The sequence below is a fragment of the Actinoplanes sp. NPDC051859 genome, from assembly GCF_044452725.1.
Lineage (GTDB): Bacteria > Actinomycetota > Actinomycetes > Mycobacteriales > Micromonosporaceae > Actinoplanes.
This window is the reverse complement of the sequence record NZ_JBITBX010000002.1, coordinates 219,653-235,684: the sequence shown is the minus strand read 5'-3', so window position 1 is coordinate 235,684 and position 16,032 is coordinate 219,653. Positions and strand designations below refer to the sequence as shown.

21 protein-coding genes are annotated in these 16,032 nt (G+C 66.1%); 2 read left to right on the top strand and 19 right to left on the bottom strand.

Going from position 1 to position 16,032, the window contains the following annotated elements; genetic code table 11:
- Positions 1–27: 27 nt before the first annotated feature.
- Positions 28–849 (bottom strand): NmrA family transcriptional regulator, encoded by an 822-nt coding sequence (locus ACIA1L_RS05025; protein ID WP_396071212.1) that lies wholly within the window; start codon positions 847–849, stop codon positions 28–30.
- 95 nt (positions 850–944) lie between these two features.
- Positions 945–1,553, bottom strand: coding sequence for a TetR/AcrR family transcriptional regulator (locus ACIA1L_RS05020; protein ID WP_396071211.1), 609 nt, complete (start codon positions 1,551–1,553; stop codon positions 945–947).
- 66 nt (positions 1,554–1,619) lie between these two features.
- On the opposite strand from ACIA1L_RS05020, the gene ACIA1L_RS05015 reads away from it, so the two are divergent.
- Positions 1,620–2,564 (top strand): LLM class F420-dependent oxidoreductase, encoded by a 945-nt coding sequence (locus ACIA1L_RS05015; protein WP_396071210.1) that lies wholly within the window; start codon positions 1,620–1,622, stop codon positions 2,562–2,564.
- Between the two features lie 181 nt (positions 2,565–2,745).
- Here the strand turns inward: ACIA1L_RS05015 and ACIA1L_RS05010 are convergent, their stop codons facing one another.
- Positions 2,746–3,048 carry a hypothetical protein gene (locus tag ACIA1L_RS05010; protein ID WP_396071209.1) on the bottom strand — a complete coding sequence of 101 codons (303 nt, stop codon included), beginning with the start codon at positions 3,046–3,048 and terminating at the stop codon, positions 2,746–2,748.
- Positions 3,049–3,234: 186 nt separating this feature from the next.
- On the opposite strand from ACIA1L_RS05010, the gene ACIA1L_RS05005 reads away from it, so the two are divergent.
- Entirely contained in the window at positions 3,235–3,720 is a 486-nt protein-coding gene (locus ACIA1L_RS05005; protein ID WP_396071208.1) for a hypothetical protein, read from the top strand.
- Positions 3,721–3,964: 244 nt separating this feature from the next.
- Here ACIA1L_RS05005 and ACIA1L_RS05000 read toward each other — a convergent pair whose 3' ends face one another.
- From ACIA1L_RS05000 to ACIA1L_RS04925, 16 genes are all read right to left on the bottom strand, one after another.
- Positions 3,965–5,182, bottom strand: coding sequence for a tyrosine-type recombinase/integrase (locus tag ACIA1L_RS05000; RefSeq protein ID WP_396071207.1), 1,218 nt, complete (start codon positions 5,180–5,182; stop codon positions 3,965–3,967).
- Entirely contained in the window at positions 5,182–5,394 is a 213-nt protein-coding gene (locus tag ACIA1L_RS04995) for a helix-turn-helix domain-containing protein (protein WP_396071206.1), read from the bottom strand. The genes ACIA1L_RS05000 and ACIA1L_RS04995 overlap by 1 nt, the downstream gene beginning before the upstream one ends.
- The gene (locus ACIA1L_RS04990) at positions 5,391–7,133 is read right to left on the bottom strand and encodes a replication initiator (protein ID WP_396071205.1); all 1,743 of its coding nucleotides are present in this window, start codon (positions 7,131–7,133) and stop codon (positions 5,391–5,393) included. Before ACIA1L_RS04990 ends, ACIA1L_RS04995 begins: the two co-directional genes overlap by 4 nt.
- Entirely contained in the window at positions 7,130–7,318 is a 189-nt protein-coding gene (locus ACIA1L_RS04985) for a hypothetical protein (RefSeq protein WP_396071204.1), read from the bottom strand. Before ACIA1L_RS04985 ends, ACIA1L_RS04990 begins: the two co-directional genes overlap by 4 nt.
- A 29-nt stretch (positions 7,319–7,347) precedes the next feature.
- Positions 7,348–7,902, bottom strand: a complete 555-nt coding sequence (locus ACIA1L_RS04980) for a DUF2637 domain-containing protein (protein ID WP_396071203.1) — start codon at positions 7,900–7,902, stop codon at positions 7,348–7,350.
- Entirely contained in the window at positions 7,899–8,204 is a 306-nt protein-coding gene (locus ACIA1L_RS04975) for a hypothetical protein (RefSeq protein ID WP_396071202.1), read from the bottom strand. Before ACIA1L_RS04975 ends, ACIA1L_RS04980 begins: the two co-directional genes overlap by 4 nt.
- 32 nt (positions 8,205–8,236) lie before the next feature.
- Positions 8,237–8,431: a hypothetical protein gene (locus tag ACIA1L_RS04970; protein ID WP_396071201.1), complete on the bottom strand. Its 195-nt coding sequence runs from the start codon at positions 8,429–8,431 to the stop codon at positions 8,237–8,239.
- Positions 8,431–9,873 carry an FtsK/SpoIIIE domain-containing protein gene (locus ACIA1L_RS04965; protein ID WP_396071200.1) on the bottom strand — a complete coding sequence of 481 codons (1,443 nt, stop codon included), beginning with the start codon at positions 9,871–9,873 and terminating at the stop codon, positions 8,431–8,433. Before ACIA1L_RS04965 ends, ACIA1L_RS04970 begins: the two co-directional genes overlap by 1 nt.
- A 76-nt stretch (positions 9,874–9,949) precedes the next feature.
- Complete coding sequence (locus ACIA1L_RS04960) at positions 9,950–10,168, bottom strand: hypothetical protein (RefSeq protein ID WP_396071199.1); 219 nt, start codon at positions 10,166–10,168, stop codon at positions 9,950–9,952.
- Entirely contained in the window at positions 10,165–10,644 is a 480-nt protein-coding gene (locus tag ACIA1L_RS04955; RefSeq protein WP_396071198.1) for a hypothetical protein, read from the bottom strand. The genes ACIA1L_RS04960 and ACIA1L_RS04955 overlap by 4 nt, the downstream gene beginning before the upstream one ends.
- A gap of 44 nt (positions 10,645–10,688) precedes the next feature.
- Positions 10,689–11,090, bottom strand: a complete 402-nt coding sequence (locus ACIA1L_RS04950) for a hypothetical protein (RefSeq protein WP_396071197.1) — start codon at positions 11,088–11,090, stop codon at positions 10,689–10,691.
- Positions 11,090–11,530, bottom strand: coding sequence for a hypothetical protein (locus ACIA1L_RS04945; protein ID WP_396071196.1), 441 nt, complete (start codon positions 11,528–11,530; stop codon positions 11,090–11,092). The genes ACIA1L_RS04950 and ACIA1L_RS04945 overlap by 1 nt, the downstream gene beginning before the upstream one ends.
- 123 nt (positions 11,531–11,653) lie before the next feature.
- Positions 11,654–12,862: an MFS transporter gene (locus tag ACIA1L_RS04940; protein ID WP_396071195.1), complete on the bottom strand. Its 1,209-nt coding sequence runs from the start codon at positions 12,860–12,862 to the stop codon at positions 11,654–11,656.
- 6 nt (positions 12,863–12,868) lie between these two features.
- Positions 12,869–13,087 carry a DUF397 domain-containing protein gene (locus ACIA1L_RS04935; RefSeq protein ID WP_396071194.1) on the bottom strand — a complete coding sequence of 73 codons (219 nt, stop codon included), beginning with the start codon at positions 13,085–13,087 and terminating at the stop codon, positions 12,869–12,871.
- Entirely contained in the window at positions 13,084–13,965 is an 882-nt protein-coding gene (locus tag ACIA1L_RS04930) for a helix-turn-helix domain-containing protein (protein ID WP_396071193.1), read from the bottom strand. Before ACIA1L_RS04930 ends, ACIA1L_RS04935 begins: the two co-directional genes overlap by 4 nt.
- A 158-nt stretch (positions 13,966–14,123) precedes the next feature.
- Complete coding sequence (locus ACIA1L_RS04925; protein WP_396071192.1) at positions 14,124–15,890, bottom strand: ATP-dependent nuclease; 1,767 nt, start codon at positions 15,888–15,890, stop codon at positions 14,124–14,126.
- Positions 15,891–16,032 lie beyond the last annotated feature (142 nt).

The following is a 16,032-nucleotide window of genomic DNA, read 5'->3' as shown; positions in this document are numbered from 1 at the left end:
CCTCCCGCTCCATTCCCTGGGCCCGCGTCAGCCTTCGCGCCACACGCCCCGATCCGCGGCGTCATTCACATACGCTGCGAAATCCCTGGCGGGTCTGCCTAGAACCTCCTGCACGTCTCCGGTCAGTTCGGTGTCGCCCCGTGCCGCGAGGTTCGCAAAGTTGGCAGCCATGGTGTCGATTGCCTCGACAGGCAGCCCATCCGCGCTCATCGCCTCCCGGAAAGCTTCCGGGCTGCCGTCGAAGGTGATCGAGCGCCCGGTGGCTTGCGAGATGAGCTCCAGCGCTTCCGAAAACGACAAGGCTCGTGGGCCCGTCAGCGACAGCACCCGCCCGGCATAGTCTCCCGAGCTTCCGACTCTCGCCATGACGGCACCGATGTCGGCGGCGTCGACGAAACCCTGCCGGGCCGCCCCGACCGGCACACAGAGGCGCCCGCCCAGGACCGCTGGCCGGAAGAACGTCTCGAAGTCCTGATCGAACCAGTCAGCTCGGACGATCGTCCACTCACCGCAGAAGTCTCGGACCGCACGCTCCGCCTTCTGCAAGTGGGTGACGTTCATGATGTCGATGCCGCGATCCGACAGCAGCACCACTCTGCGCACATCGGCCCGCTCCGCGGTGCCGAGAAACGTGGCCGGCAGCTCGGTGCGGTCCGGCAAAACGACATACATCGTTCCCACGCCACTCAACACCGGCTCCCACGTCTCCGGTGCGGACCAGTCGAAGGGGATTTCGCCATGCCGCGAACCGACTCTGACCTCGTGGCCGGAGTCGCGGAGTTGCCGGACCACCTGGCTGCCGATCGTGCCGGTGCCGCCCAGGACGAGGGTGGAATCGCTGGTAACCATGGCAGCCACGCTATCGCCGATCGTGCCGGCGCAAGCGGTTATCCACAATGGCTACTTATCCACAGGGGCCGCCCAACGCCAGGCCGATCAGGTCATCATGAGCCAGCGCCGCGGGACGGAGCGGCCAAGGAACGCGCGGCCTGGGTGGCTCGGTCGGCGACAGCGTCAGCGGAGTGCGCCTTGCGAGCAAAGAATCCGTCTGCCAGCAACGACGTGTAACCCTGAGCCACCGCGATGGTGGCCTCCACCATCAACACCGCTTCCTGATACGACGGCACACCGGTCGCCGTACCCAAATCAAGCAAGGAGGTCATCAATGCCCGGGTCTGCTCCCGGCGTGCTTCATCCGGAAAGTCGTGCAGCTCCGCGGCATAGATGACCGAGAAGCCGGCTCCCGTACGCGCAACGTACCGAACATATGCGCCCGCCGCGGCCGCCAACCGGGCGGCGGGATCAGACCCGGCCTCCACCGCAGCGGTCTCGATCGCGGCTCGCAGATCGCCCGCAGCGACCGCCGAGACCGCGCCGAGCAGGTGCACCCGATCCGGGAAATGCCGGTACGGCGCGGCCGAGCTCACGTTCAGCCTGCGCGCTACGGCGGCGACCGAGAATCGGGGCAGGCCACCGTCAGCGAGTTGGTCAAAACTGGCCGCAATCAGGGCAGCCCGGAGGTCACCGTGGTGATAGCTCCGCTTCGCCGCCATAGCCCCCGCCCCTCCCTATGTAAGTGGTAACTTACATGAAGACGACCAAGGACAGCGGAGGCACTTGTGAGCATCCGGCTCGGCTACCAGATCCCGAACTACACCTACCCCGGCGGCGCGGTCGAAGATCTCTTCGACACCGTGACTGCGCAGGCTCGCGAGGCCGAGGCGGCGGGCTTCGACACCGTGCTGGTCATGGACCACTTCTATCAATTGCCGGGCATCGGCGCTCCCGAGAACGCGATGCTCGAGGCGTACACCACGCTCGGCGCGCTTGCCTCGGCCACGTCGACGATCCAGCTGTCCGCGCTGGTCACGGGCAACACGTACCGAAATCCCACCCTGTTGGCGAAGACCGTGACCACCCTCGACGTGGTCTCCAAGGGGCGAGCGATCCTCGGCATCGGCGCCGGCTGGTTCGAGCGCGAGCACCACGATTACGGCTTCGAGTTCGGCACCTTCACTCAACGTTTCGAACGGCTCGAAGAAGCGTTGACGATCATCGCCCCCATGCTCAAAGGCGAGCCCGCCACGCTCGACGGCAAGTGGTACCAAGCCCGCGGCGCGATGAACAACCCGCGACTGCGACCGACAATTCCGATCATGCTCGGCGGCAGCGGCGAGCAGAAGACGTTTCGGCTCGCCGCCCGTTTCGCCGATCACATGAACATCATTTGCGACGTCGAAGAGCTCCCCCGCAAGGTCGCGGTTCTGCGTGAGCGCTGCGAGGAAATCGGTCGGGACCCCGCCACGCTCGCGACCAGCTACCTCGCCATGGGCCTCGTCGGCGAGACCGAGCAGGAGGTGAAGGAGATCGGTCAGGAGATCCCGGAAGACCGCCGAAACCGCGTCTTCTTGGGTACGCCCGAACAGGTCGCCGACCAACTCCACGACAGGGTCATCAAGGCAGGCATCGACGGCATCACCATCAACTTGATCCGCACAGGCCACCGCCCCGGCATGGTGACCACAGTCGGCACCGCCCTCAAGCCCTTGGTCGCGTCCGCATAACACGCTTCTCGCAGGTGGTCTGCGCAGACCGTCACGCTTCTCGCAGATGGCGTGCGCACACCGCAACGCTTCCCGCTGACAATGCCGGCAACCTCGCGCTCACCGACAGCCCGGTCGGCTGAGCGTGAGGCCGGTCATGCCGAGTCTGCCAGCGCTCGACCGGACACCACCTGCCCAGCTCTCACTGAAAAATCTTGGCCGTCGGCACCAGGAACCCCCGCAGGTCAAACTCAGTCACAGCCCCAGCGGCAAGAGGGAAGTCGCCCTGGGAAAGGTCCGCCACCACCGAGTTGACCTCCTGCGCGAAGTGCTCGAACTGCTCCCGAGACTCCCAAATCTCGATCACCTCGAAACCACGAGCAGTGGCTCGGCCGATATGCACCAACAAGCCCTCGACCGACCCCGTGGTCCGCCGCAGCAACTCCGCATGAATCTTGTCGTACAGCTCGACCGGGGCGGGAACTTCCATCGTCATTGCGTACATGACGTCCACCTCTCTCAGCACGCCGATGCGCTTCGCGTCTCGATGATGAACCCCGCGGCAAGGACCGGACAGCCGCGTGTCGCCCAACCGACGATGCCGAGTTGGTCACCGCCATGGGTCAACCGGTCCCGCACCTGCGAACGAGGTCAGACATGGCCCTGATCAGGTGCCCGATGCGTGTTGCCTATGACGTTCGCCCAGGCGGAGGAACCGGGGGATCACATACTCTGCGGCCGTCCGACTGGGGTGTGGCGGTTCCGTGCAGATGCGGTGCAGGGCCGCGATCAGCTCGGCGTCCGCTGGTTTGATCAGGCAATGCGCAACCTTCGAGTCCGGCACTGGCTGCCGGTGTCCGTGTTGACAGGAATGTCGACAGTTCTCGTGTACCTGTACGGGTTTTTCTCTCTGGCTTGGGACATCTTCGAGGACTGCCAACGGCATAACCAACCCTTCGACCAGGCGTACCGGTCGGAACACCCGCAGGAGCCGGGGCGCTGGTTCCCACTGCACGACAAGTGCAACGCCAACTTCGATCTCGTACCGGCGTGGGTCAACCCGGCCGTGGTGACCCTCGCAACGGCAACCGTCATTAGTTTGATCATCACTGTGGTCGCTGGCGGGGCCAAGATCGGCCGATCAAGGACCCGGGTGGGAGCGACTTACCCAGGTTGAGGGTGAGTTCTCTTCATCCGGAGGGTGCGTAGTCTCTACGGTTTTCCGCAGGACGGCATGACGTTCAGTCACGCGTGGGGGCAGCGCTGGGGCGTCAGACGACCAGTCTTCCCCCACATCGATCATCACGCCGACAGATGCGGCGAGTTCAGCGCCGCCGGTGGTGAGGGCGACGGACGAGTCGGCCTGTACGCCGGATTCACACTGGCGCACCGGCTCTGAGCAGCCAATATGTAGATCAATTCTAGCTCTGGGCCAAGCCGGGGCCATCAAGGTCCCCGAAGACTTGGTCGAGCGCATGCCGCGCCCGGCCCTGGCTGGAATGCATCAGATGGGTGTAGACGCGCAGAGTGAACGCGGGGTCCGAGTGCCCGAGCCATTCGGAGATGGCCTTGATGTTCTCGCCGGCGTCGAGGAGCGCGGAGGCGAACAGATGCCGTAGCGCGTGCATCCCGTTGTGTCGGCCCCGTTCGAGACCTGCCGCCATCAACGCCGGATGCCAGCACTGTTCGTTGAAGGTGCTGCGGTTGACGGCGTTCTTCCGGGCCGTGGTGAAAACAAGCTGCACCGTGGTCGGCTCACCGCGGAACGGATCTTCCCACGGCAAGGTGACTGTCACGGGTTCGCAGACTGCCATGTGCGCCTGGATCGCCCTGCCGACTGACGCAGGCAGCGGGGTACGCCTTTCCTTGTCGTTCTTGGGAAGGCCGAACACGAGCCGGGAGCGAACCCGCTTCACTTGGCGCCGGATGTGGAGCCATCCCCCTTCGAAGTCGAAGTCGTCGGGTGCGACGCCGAAGATCTCCCCTTGCCGCGCTCCACAGCCACCACCGACGTCCACCATGGGCTTGTAGCGGGGCGGCAGGTCGGCTCTGATCGCGGCTACGGTCGACTTCCGCCAGGGAACGACCTTGCGCGGGATCGGCTGCGGCTGAGTGACCGACTTTGCCGAGCACGGGTTCTTGCGGATCAGGCCGTCATCGACTGCCGCTGTGAAGATCGCGCTGAGGTGTGAGAACGCTACCGATCGAGTAGCGACGGCAAGCACACCTATGAGGCTGGTGTCCCACTCGCGAACGTCGCTCGGCTTGATCGTGTTGATGGGACCGTCGCCGAAGAACGGGATGATGTGCTTCCGTACGCGAATTTCGGTGGTTTCTCGGCTGGACTCGTCGAACTGGTGAGTGCGCAGCCAGCTCTCGGCGAACGTGTCGAACGGCTTCTTCCCCGCGGCGGGATCCACGAACTCGCCGCGGCGCTTGTCCGACTCCACGTCGATCAGGAAGTTCTCGGCCGCCTTTTTCTGCCGATCGGGGAACGACTTGCTCAGTTGCCGGCCATCCGGGCCGTCGTACCGCACCCGGTACCGGTCGCCTTTACCGAAGCGGCTGGTCTTGACCTTCTTCGTTTTGCCTTCGCCGAGGTGAACGGTCTTCCACCACCGGTCCTGGATAGAGCCCATCAGGCCACGACCTGTTCTCGGTACCAGGCTCGTACCGCGGCGGCGTCGTAGCGCAGATGACGGCCAACCCGCCCGGCAGGTGGCCCATAGTGGCGCTTGCGCCATGTGTAGAGGGTGAGAGGTGGCACCCGCAGAAACGCTGCTGTTTCCTCGATCGTCCACAATTCATCGGGACCGGGCTCGGGTGGCGATACCGTCAGTCGCTTGGTCACTTTCCCGCCTCCCCCGCATGGTCGTCAGTTGCCGAAAGATCTGCGGTGGCGAGTTGGGCGGCGCGGTCCTGGGCAGCGAGTAGGGCAGTGCGCCATTGGACACGATGGGAGAGGGCGCGCAGGAGGCGGTGGCCGAGGGGTGCGAGGTCGGGGTCTTGTGGGTGGGCGAGTTCCCAGGCGTAGGTGCCGATCGGTTCGTCTGGTGCGGCGGGTTCGGCGGTGTGGGCGTCGGTGGTGACGCCGAGTAGGGCGCGGACCCAGGCGCGGGTGTCGGCGCGGTGGTCGGCGAGGGTTTTGCCGGACCAGTCGCGGGAGATGAGGATGCGCCGGCCGCCGATGCCGAGGGTGGCTCGTTGGTGGGTGCGGCCTTTGCAGCGGCCGGGCTGCAGTCGGCCGTGGGCCTTCTTGGGTTGCACGCCGTAGAGCAGCCAGTTCGCGCACCTGTCGGAACACGGGGTGACGCGGAGCTCGTGCCAGAGCCGGTCGAGGTGTTGCCGTTGCCGGGCGGTGTCGGTGGTGTGGCAGTCGGCGGAGCTCTTGGTGATGTACTTCGTGATGTAGCCGATGGTGCGGTTGGCGTGTTCGGTGCCGGGGTTGACGCCTTCCGCGCGGACCTGGACGCCGAAGGTGGCGAGGTGGGCGGGTTCGGCGTGCGGGTCGGCGTCGACCTGGTCGAGGGCATCGGCCCACGGGGTCAGCGGTGCGCGGCTGTCCGGGTCGAGCCATGCGCCCTGGCCGGCGTCCCAGATGGGCGGCTGGTCGGGGGTGTAGCGCATGCGGTCGGCCGGGGGCCACCACACCTGGTGGTAGGTGGCGGCGGCGACCTGCCGTAGGACAGCCCGCGGGATGGTGCCGCGGATCGCGAAGTGGGCGTGCGGGGCGAGGCGGCGCTGCGGTTCGACGCAGCCGGCGTACTGGACGTTCCAGCCGACGCAGCGCCTGAGGTTTTGCCAGAACCGGTCGAGCAGGCGGGGAAAGTGCACGGCGTCCCAGGCGGCGCGGCGGTAGTCGTAGCTGCCGGGGTCGACGGGGGTGCCGTCCGGCAGGACGCGGCCGTAGGAGTCGAGGGTCAGGGTCAGCCACATCGATGGCCGGTCGATGTGGCCGTCCGGGGTGGTGTAGGTCTTGCCGACGGTGCGTGGTTCGACCTTCTGCCGGGGCAGGGCGGGGGCGTCTTGCCGGCGGCGGGTGGAGCGCTGGCGGCGTTTGCCGGTGTCGGCGTCGTCGTCGGGACCGGGGTGCGGGGGTGCGACGCGGCCGCGGAGTCCTTCTGCCGCAATGGATTCCTCGACTTCGGCGATGGCCTGATCGAGTTCGGCGACCTGGTCCCATTGGGCTTCGCGCACAGCGCTGTCGCGGGCGGCTTCGAAGTCGGCGCGCAGCAGGATCAGCCCGCGCTGTTCGTGGGTGGCCGGGGCCGGGGCGGGTAGCGGTTCGTCGTCGCGGTGCCAGCCTTCGCGGATCTGGATTTGGCGCAGGCGGCGGGCGCGTTTGGCGCAGGGCGCGCATTTGTCCTCGCGGGTGGCGCCGCACGGGATGTCGATCAGTTCGGTGCGTCCGGTGTGCAGGTCGGTGCGGCGCAACGACACGGGGCGTAGGCAGACGCCGTGCTTGGCGCAGATGTCCTTGAGCACGTGCACCGACAGCGGCAGGCCGAGGCGGGCGGCACGCGATCCCGGGCGGGGCTCGGTGTCCGCGTCCGGCGCCGCGGGCTCGAGGCCGGGCAGCGTGGCGGTCACAGGCGTCCCCATCCGAGGAGGTCGCGCTTGAATTCCCAGGTCGTCGTGCCGTCCGGCCAGCGGACTTTGACCTTGTGTTCGTACTCGTCCATCACTGCGCCGAAGTCTTCGGCGTCGGTACCGGGTTCGTTGCTGTAGCGGACCAGGGCGTGTAACCAACCGTGGGGCATGTAGGGCTCTGACATGGCGGCTGGACCTCCGGTGGGGTGCGGGTTTATCGGGTCACGTGGCCGATCACCGGCGGGCCGTTGAGACGGGTGAACGGCTCCGACGGGATCGGCACGGCCGCGGGAGTGGACGGCTGCGCGCCGGTGGCGGGGGCCGGGTTGGCAGCCGCCGCCGTGGCGGGCTCGGCCAGGGCGGGCTCGGCCGGGGTGGTTGCGATGTCATCGGAGCTGGTGAAGATCAGCTTGACCAAGGCCATGAACGCCAGGGCGGGCACCGCGGACAGCAGCCATCCGGACGGGCTCGGCTGAGCCACGGCGAGTTGCGCCGCCAGCGACAGAACGCCCGAAGCAATCAGCAGGAACAGCGGGTAGCCGACGGGCTGGCCGGTGCGGCGGCGCCGGCGGATGGTCAGGATCGCAGCGACCGGGACCAGCTCGGAGATGACGGCGTTGACCCAGCCGAACGCATCCGGGGTGCCGGCCGGGACGTGGCGCATGGTCCAGTCGTGAACGTGGGTGAACGAGGCCCACCCCGCGGCCAGCGCGACGACGGCGAGGATGACGGTCAGGGCAGCCGATTCGACGCGGCCCGCGGCGTTCACCGCGACGTCCTTGCCGGGCCGATCGCGCGCAGCAGCCGGGTCAGGTGGTTGAGCAGGGTCACGAGCCGGTGCCGGGCCGCGGCTTCGGCGGTAGGCAGGGCGACGCAGAGGTGCACGTCGGCGTACTGGCGTCCGTGCGCGGTCTGCACGCGGGTGATGACGACGGTCCCGGCGCCGGGCAGCTTCGCGGTGATCGGGGCCGACCGGTGTTCGCCGAGCCCGCATCGATGATCTGCGGCGCACCAGTCGAAGTGCCCGGCCTCGGCCGACTGTCGGGTGGCCGCACGGGTGGTGGTGAACATCGAGCTTCGCCTCCTTGCCGAGTGGGTGGGGGTCAGTGGTGGCGGCAGCCGGGGCAGTGCAGGCCGCTGCAGGTGCGTTTGCGGGGCCACAGCAAGGCGGCCAGCAGCAGCACCACGCCGAGGCCACCGACGATGGCCGGGGCATGGGCGGTGATCAGCGGGACGAGGAGCAGCCCGGCGAGGAACAGCACCGCCAGAACGGCGAAGATCAGGGCGGCGATGCGCATCAGGCGGCCTCGCTGCCGGTGATCTGCTGTCCGCTGGCCGTCCGACGGGTGTCGAGGGCGACGACGGTGCGCAGCGAGCCGACGTGGTCGATCAGGGCGTCGATGTCGGCGTCGGTGACGTAGCCGAGCCGGGCGCGGGTGGTGTGCCGGCCGCCGTCGACCAGGGAGAACAGGACGCCGGGCAGGCTTTCCGGGATTTCGTGGCAGCGGGCGCCGTAGTCCACGGCCTTCTCGATCAGTGCGGCGTCGGTGTGGCTCTCGGTGGGCAGCCGCAACGCGATCCGGCGGGTGAACAGGTCCCGCAGCGTGAACGAGTCCTTGGTCGGTTCCTGGATCGCGCCGAGCAGGATGTAGCCGGCGGCGCGGCCCTGGGTCAGCAGCAACCCGAGGCTGTCTTCGATCTTGTCTCGGGTGCGGCGCGGCCAGTACTTGAGCAGCGGGGCCAGCTCATCGATGTCGATCAGGTGCAGCGGCTTGGTCTGCGACGGGACGAAGTCGCGTTCACCGGCCTCGGCCGCGGCGGCGTTGGCGGCCTTCATGTCGCGCACCAGCTGCTGCAGCAGCTCGACCACGTCGTCCTCGTCCACGGCGTACTCCGCGAACAAGGTCCGGGCGCGGGCTAGTTCCTTGGCCTTCGGGTCGATGCCGATCAGGCGCACGGTGCCGTCGGCGATGGCCGGGGCCAGGTGCCGCAGCGCGTTCCACTGCACGCCCGCCTTCCCGGCGCCGCTGGATCCGGCGACCGCGGTGTGCCCGCCGACCACGCTGATCGTGAACGGGTCACCGAACTCGTCCATGCCGACCGGTACCCGCGCGAAGTCGATGGCCGCGGTCGAGGCGGCGAACGGCGTCGCGGGGACCGGTTCGAGGAGCGGGTCGCGGCGCATCAGGTCCAGGCCCACTGCCCCGGGAGCGAGTTCACGGACGGCGACGCGGTGCGCGCCGAAGCCGTGCCGGACCTTCTCGGCGCCCTGGCGGAACTGGTCGAGGTCCTGCCCGATCTGCATCTTGATCGTCAGCCGGTCCCAGTACGCGGTCGTGGTGACCTTCTTCAACGTCGGCGGATGCCACTCGTCGTTGGCCGGCACGGCCAGGTCGCAGCGGGTGAACACGTCGGCCCACCGGCGGCGATACGTCCACCAGCGCCGCCACCACGTGCGGGCCGGTCCGCCGACCACCCACATGAACGTGTCCGCGTGGGCCACCCGCCACGTCGACGCGGCGACCAGCACGGCGCCGAGGACCAGCACGAGGATGCGCCACCCGGCGTAGAACACCGCGGCCGAGACCAGGGCGGCGGACAGCGTGGTGCGCGGGTGGGACACCGCGAGCATGACCAGGCGGGCGACCAACTTGGCGGCGAGCTTCGCCACCCAGACGAGCAGTTTTCCGATCAGGCTGAACAGGAAATCTCCGAAGCTGTGCCGTCTCGCGGTGGCCACGACTCCTCCTGGAAAAGGGCAGCAGGGAGCCGCACCACCAAGCGAAATGGCGGCTCCCTGCTGAATCGGATTTGCGTTAGGCGGCGTTCTGCCGCAGGAGGTCTCGGTACGCCCGGTCGACCCCTTCACTGGCCGCGAGCGCACGGTCGATGCGGCGCTGAATCCCGGTCAGGTCTTCCGTGGTGCCCAAACCGGCACCCAGCTCCGGGTCCTGGCGGGCGCCGTTGTCGATGAGGCGGCGAATCCGTTCCATCTGCACATCGATGTCATCGATGCGGCCGGTGATCTCACTCATGCCGCCGCCTCCGTGTAGTACACCTTGCGGCGGGAGAAGGCGAAGAACTCGTCCGCCGCCGCGCTCGTGACACCGCTCGCGCTCTTCAGCAGGTCCGTGGCCTCGTCCACCACGGCCGTGTCCATGCCCGTACGCCGGCCGCCGACGTTGATCCTGATCTCCCCGTGCCGGTCATCGACCCGCACGATCTCCGCGTGCAGGCCGGACACCATGTCGGCCAAAACCCGCATCTCGGTGGCGATCGTGCGGCGGCGGTGCTTGATCTGCCGCAAGTTGCGGTAGAACTCGACCCGCGCCATCCGATCCACCTGCGCATCGGCGATCTTGTTCGCTAGATACGCCCGCACCATCGACTTGCGGACCTGCCTGCGCTGCGACTTCGGCAGGAAGTTCGCCTCCCGCAGCGGGCGCTCCGCGGCCAGCACCCGGCTGACCCGGTCATGGTCCCTGCTCGTACTTCGCCGTGTTCGAGACATCTCCCTCTCCCCCTCATCCGAGCGGATCCGCGAACCGGACCCGGTCACGCACTGAGCTGGAACAGCGATTCCTGCGACGGCACCCGCGCCGAACGCGTCACCCGACGCCGCACCGACCGCGACACCGGCACCACCGCCGCGGCCACGCTCCCACCCGTCGGGGCAGCGGTCGGCGGAGCGGGAACGTGCCGGGTCATCGTCGGCAGCCACCGGCCCCGGCCCAGCACCGCCCGCAGATCCGTCGCGTCGCGCACATGCGGGGCAATCAGATCCGGGTCCAGGCGCCGCAGCCGCACCACCGTCCGGGCCAGCGCAGCCGCCGCAGCGGAGATCTCCACCAGCGCAGCCACCCGAATCGCGTCGGCCGGCACCGTCTCGTACACCTCACGAGCCGCGCGGACACCCGGACCCGCCAGGACGGCGACGGTGCGGCGATGCGTCCTCATCACGCCGCGGCCTTCGTGCTCTTCGCGGCGGCCTGCGGCTCCGTCATCCCCGTCGCGCGGATCGACCACGCCAGCCGGGCACGGCACTTCTCCGTCGTGCCCTTGCACTTCTGCGAATCCACGTACGGGGTCAGCGTCACTCCCGTGAACTCCACCATCGGCGGATAGCCCGGCAACGTCGCAGCCGGCGGAACCGGCTGGACCGGCGCCACCACCTTGACCTTGATCTCCTTCGTCGCGCCGAACTTGCCCGCCTCCGGGTCCAAGTCCAACGCCTTGACCAGCCACACCCGCTCGCCGGTCTCCTTGTCCCGGAGCTGGTCATCACCCGTGCCGCGCTTATCGAAATCCGTCGCCGGCTCCACACCGAGGAACAGCGCACCACTCGGCGCGATGTACTCCCAGGACACCGGCACCTTCATCGTGTTCGGAATCGCCACGTCTGCCACTCCCTCTCGCGCGCCTCCGGGACTCCCCGGTCAAGGCTTATTCATGCGTGCATGAATAGTATGCACGCGTGCATAGGGGTCGGCAAGCTGAAAGTCGGAAAAATCTTGAGGATGCTAGGCGCGCTGGCGGTAAGGCCAGGTCAGGAGGCCCGTAGCGATGAGAACGGATGCGGCCACAATCAGTGGCGCTGTGAGCCCGTAGATGTCTGCGACTGCACCGCCTACGAATGCGCCTAGGCCAGCGGCCCCGAGGCCGAAGAGACGGAAGGCAGAGACAACCCGACCCAGGAGGCCGTCCGGCGTGAGGGCTTGGCGTGCAGATCCGACGGCGACGCTCGAGAGGGCGGAGCCCGCGCCAAGAACGGCGAGCAAGGGCGCCGCAATCCAGACGTTCCCGGAGATCGCGATGCCCGCCCAGGCGGCGGCCTGGGTGAGGTGCGCTAGAGCCATGGTTTGGCGGAACGACAGCCGGTGAGTTAGCGGTCCAGCCTTCCACCCAGCGATCACGCCGCCGAGCGCGCTCGTGGCGAGCAGGACGCCGTACGCGGCGTTGGGCACCTCGAGCACGTCGATCGCGTAGAGGACGAACGGCGCCATGGCGATGTTGAAGGCTCCGTTGTACGCACCCATGCTGAACGCGAGCGTCCTGAGCTCGTGGGTCCTGAACAGGTGGCGAAGGCCCGATCTGATCGCGACGGTGATCTTCTCGTGTGGTCCGGCTGGAACGGGAGTGTCCGGCAGTCGCCTCACCAGGACCGCGGACAGAAGGAAGGACGCCGCGTCGGCAATGAACGGCAACGGCCGGGCGAGCTGGAAGGTCACCGATCCGAGCGGCGGACCGAGAAGGGACCGACCGACGGTGTCGAGGGCCCAATACCGTCCGTTGATCAGGGCGAGCGCCTCCTTGTCGCGCCCGACGATCGCCGGAATGACGGCTTGCGCTGCCGAGTCGAAGAAGCACTGGGCGATGCCGATCAGGACGACGGCGGCCACCAGAAGCGGCACGGTGAGCCAACCGGCGACCAGCAGCCCAACGAGGCCAGCGAGCACGGTGGCTCTCGCAACATCGGCAATCACCATGACGCGGCGACGGCGCCACCGGTCAACCAGGGCGCCAGCCGGAAGACCGAAGACGAGCCACGGCACGTACACAGCCGCAGTCACCGACGAAACAGCGACCGGATCTCGCGTCAGGGCAGCGGCCAGGAGAGGCGCGGCGGCGAGGAAGGCACCGTCACCGGTGATCGAGATTCCGGTGGCGGCAAGCAGCGGAGTGGCGCGCCGAGTCGCCTTGGTGTGCCGCTCCACTGCTTCCGCCGCCATGGGATGTCAGTCCGCGAGCTCGTTGAGCTCGAACTCGCCAGCCTGGGCGCCGGCCAGGAAGGCCGTCCACTCCCGCTGCGTGAAGGCGAGCACGGGGCCAGCCCCGTTGTCCTTCGTGTCTCGAACACCGATGACGCCATCGACGTACGCGACCTCCACGCAGCCGCCGTCGCCACTGACGCCGCTCTTACGCCACTTTGCTTTGCTGAAGTCGGGACGGTTCATCGTGTGTTGCCTCCCCGGTTTGCTGGACTCAGGTATCGCTCCACGTCGATCGCGAGCGATCTTAGGTAGTCAACCGAACCGTCGGGGGGCAGCGCAACGCTTTGCAGCGACTTGAACAACTCGGCGTAACGCGCGATGTCCTCAGCTGCGGAGAAATACACGTCACCGGTGGGAGACTCGATCCACGCCACCGACGGACTCTCGGCGGCCCGGAAGTCATACACCGTGAAGCCGACGGTCGAGAACGACGGCGAGACGACTCCGAGCGGGATGACCCTCAGGTCGAGCCGCCGAAGCGACTCGGCCCGATCGGCCAGCGCGACGAGCTGGCTTCGGATCAGGTCAGCATCGGCGACGCCCAGGAGCAACGCGCGGGCATCGAGGACAACCTCATATCTCGGGGCGCCCTTCGCCGTCAGCATGTCCTGCCGGCGCATCCGGGCGACAGCGATGCCGTCAGGGTCGGCCGCACCGGCCGCCTTCGCGACCGCCCTCGCATAGTCGTAGGTCTGAAGCAACCCAGGCAACACGACCGGCTGATGATGACGGATCCGCTTCGTCACGGTTTCAAGCGACGCTATCGATCCTTGCCGGCGTGGGTAGCCTCCCGCTCGTACGATCCAGGCGCCCTCACCGGTGTCCTGGGCCGTGGCCCCAAGCAGCTCTGCCCGTACGTCGTCGGTCACTCCATACAGCGCGAGCAGGAGCGAGACATCCTTCACCGTGAACGCGGTGCGACCCGCCTCAATACGAGAAACCTTGGGCTGTGACCAGCCGAGGGTGCGAGCGACGTGCTCGCCCGACAGCTCGGCCAGTTCTCGGAGCCGTCGTAGCTCCGCGCCGATCCGAAGCCGCTGAGCGGATGCGTCCGTCGGCACTCCGACCCCCTCATGCATGCATGCATTGCCTGAGGGAGACTCTACGCCGGTCAAGTAATGCTTTACACGAAGGGATGTTCGGCAGCCCCCTCACTTCAGCGAGGTCGTTCAATCAAGGCTCTGGCCAGAGGCATCCTGCCCGTCCAGACGGCGGCAACTCACGCTACAAGCCGCGAACCGATCACTCTCCGCAAGTGTTCCCTTGCTTCCTCCTTGGCGTGAGCGCCGTCTGCAATGGCTGCGGGAAGCCATTCGGGCCCTTTACTGACCTCAATGTCATTTGCGAAACGCTCTAGCTCACCCTCCCTAACGAGGCAGATTCCCAACACATCCAAGCGATCCAGCAAACGCTTGGCGGCCGCGCGACTCTCGCCCGTCTTGAAAGCTCTCATTCCGTATAGCTTCAGAGCCTTCCAAGGACTCTCCGCAAGCCTCATTTGGGCTCTCACCGCGTTGGCGCTAGCGCCATCCCACGGCGCATCTGGATCCTTACCGAGGACCGAACTAACGGCATCTAGAATGTCCCGGTGAGCAGCCTTAGGGTGGGGCACCTGGAAAGGCTTCACAGCTGTTTGATAGTCGTCTTTAAAATCATCCCATCTACCCCCAAAGCTTTCCACAAGCTTTCTGACCTTCCCAGAGTTATCCAGAAGGTCCAAGTCAGGCGAGGCAACTACTCTGACACGTAGCGAAAGCAGGGCCTTGGCGATCTTTGACATGCCATCCTTTCCGCCAGTTGGAAGGAATAAGACCTCACTAGGGGCCACTCTTGCAGCATCGCCGTCATCCAATGCATCGAGCGCAGCTTGATAAAACTTACAGTCGTCCTCCCCTTCGGCCAACACGACCATTCGATGAAAAAGGCCATCCAAGACGTTCGAGTACCTAAGAACAGAATCACTCCAAAGCAGCTTGACCTCGGAGCTCTGCAGTTGAGACGCAGTGGTATTGCCCTCGTCGCGATCTAGTCGCACGATGGAAACATCGTGGTCGACTTCGAGCAGTCCTGCTACTAGATTTCGATCGTGGGTTGCCAGAACTATCTGTATTTCACGTTTGCTAGCAATCTCCCCTAGAACACGCCCGAGTTCGAATGCCTGGGGCGGGTGCAGAAATGCCTCAGGCTCATCGATCAGAACGACGGGATACGACGAAGTCATCACAGCAAGCAGGGCGCCCATCAAACTGCGCATACCATCACCTTGCTCTGACAGCAAAGGCAAAGAGGACAAAGCATCTCGATAATCACGAGTAACCGCATCCACTGGCGGAGCCGCAACATTAGTTGTTCCGACTCTGAATGCAACCGTGTTACTCAACCTGTCGAGAGTGAGCGGGACTCGAAAGATTCGGACGCAGATCTTGTTGAACTGACCTAGCAGTTCTTCATCATCTTCAATGTGATGCATCGGATGTGCCGGCGGGCTAGATATATCCTCTCGCCGACTTACTCCGCCGACAAGACCAACCCGCGACACAACCTCCGAATAATGGACCAGGAAGGGCATTAGCTGGCCCAGACTTCCGATACTCTCCCAAAGATATCGCACAACATGATCAGCTATTCCGGGAGAGCTACCAGGCAGCGCGTAGGTTCCTGCGGAAGTATAGTAACCATTCTCTTGGAGCCAAGATAGCAGATTGTCGAATCTATCAATCTTACTCAGTGAAGCATCCCGCAAAACCTTCGTGTTGGCAATCTTCCGATTATCATTCCGATCCATGCAAGCCAACAGTTCTCGAAGGACAGTAGATTTGCCAACATTATTGCCGCCCACGATGGCGGTGATCCCCCTCGGAGGTAACTTAATCTCAGCACCAGATTTAAGCTGGATCTGGTCTATCGAGAAGGAAAGCCCCGCCACCTTGCCTCCATAAATTCGCTTGAGCGCTGAACTCCGACCAAGATACTCCGCGACGAGCACACATGTGGAGATTCCTGGCGCGCGCGCCAGCGCCCGCCAGCGGCTAAATCCCCGGCAGTTGCCGTGCCGCTCTACCGTTTCGGTGTCAGATTCCGGAGAGCTGAAGTTCCCGCTGTTGCCGAATTGACCTTTCTAGGATCAA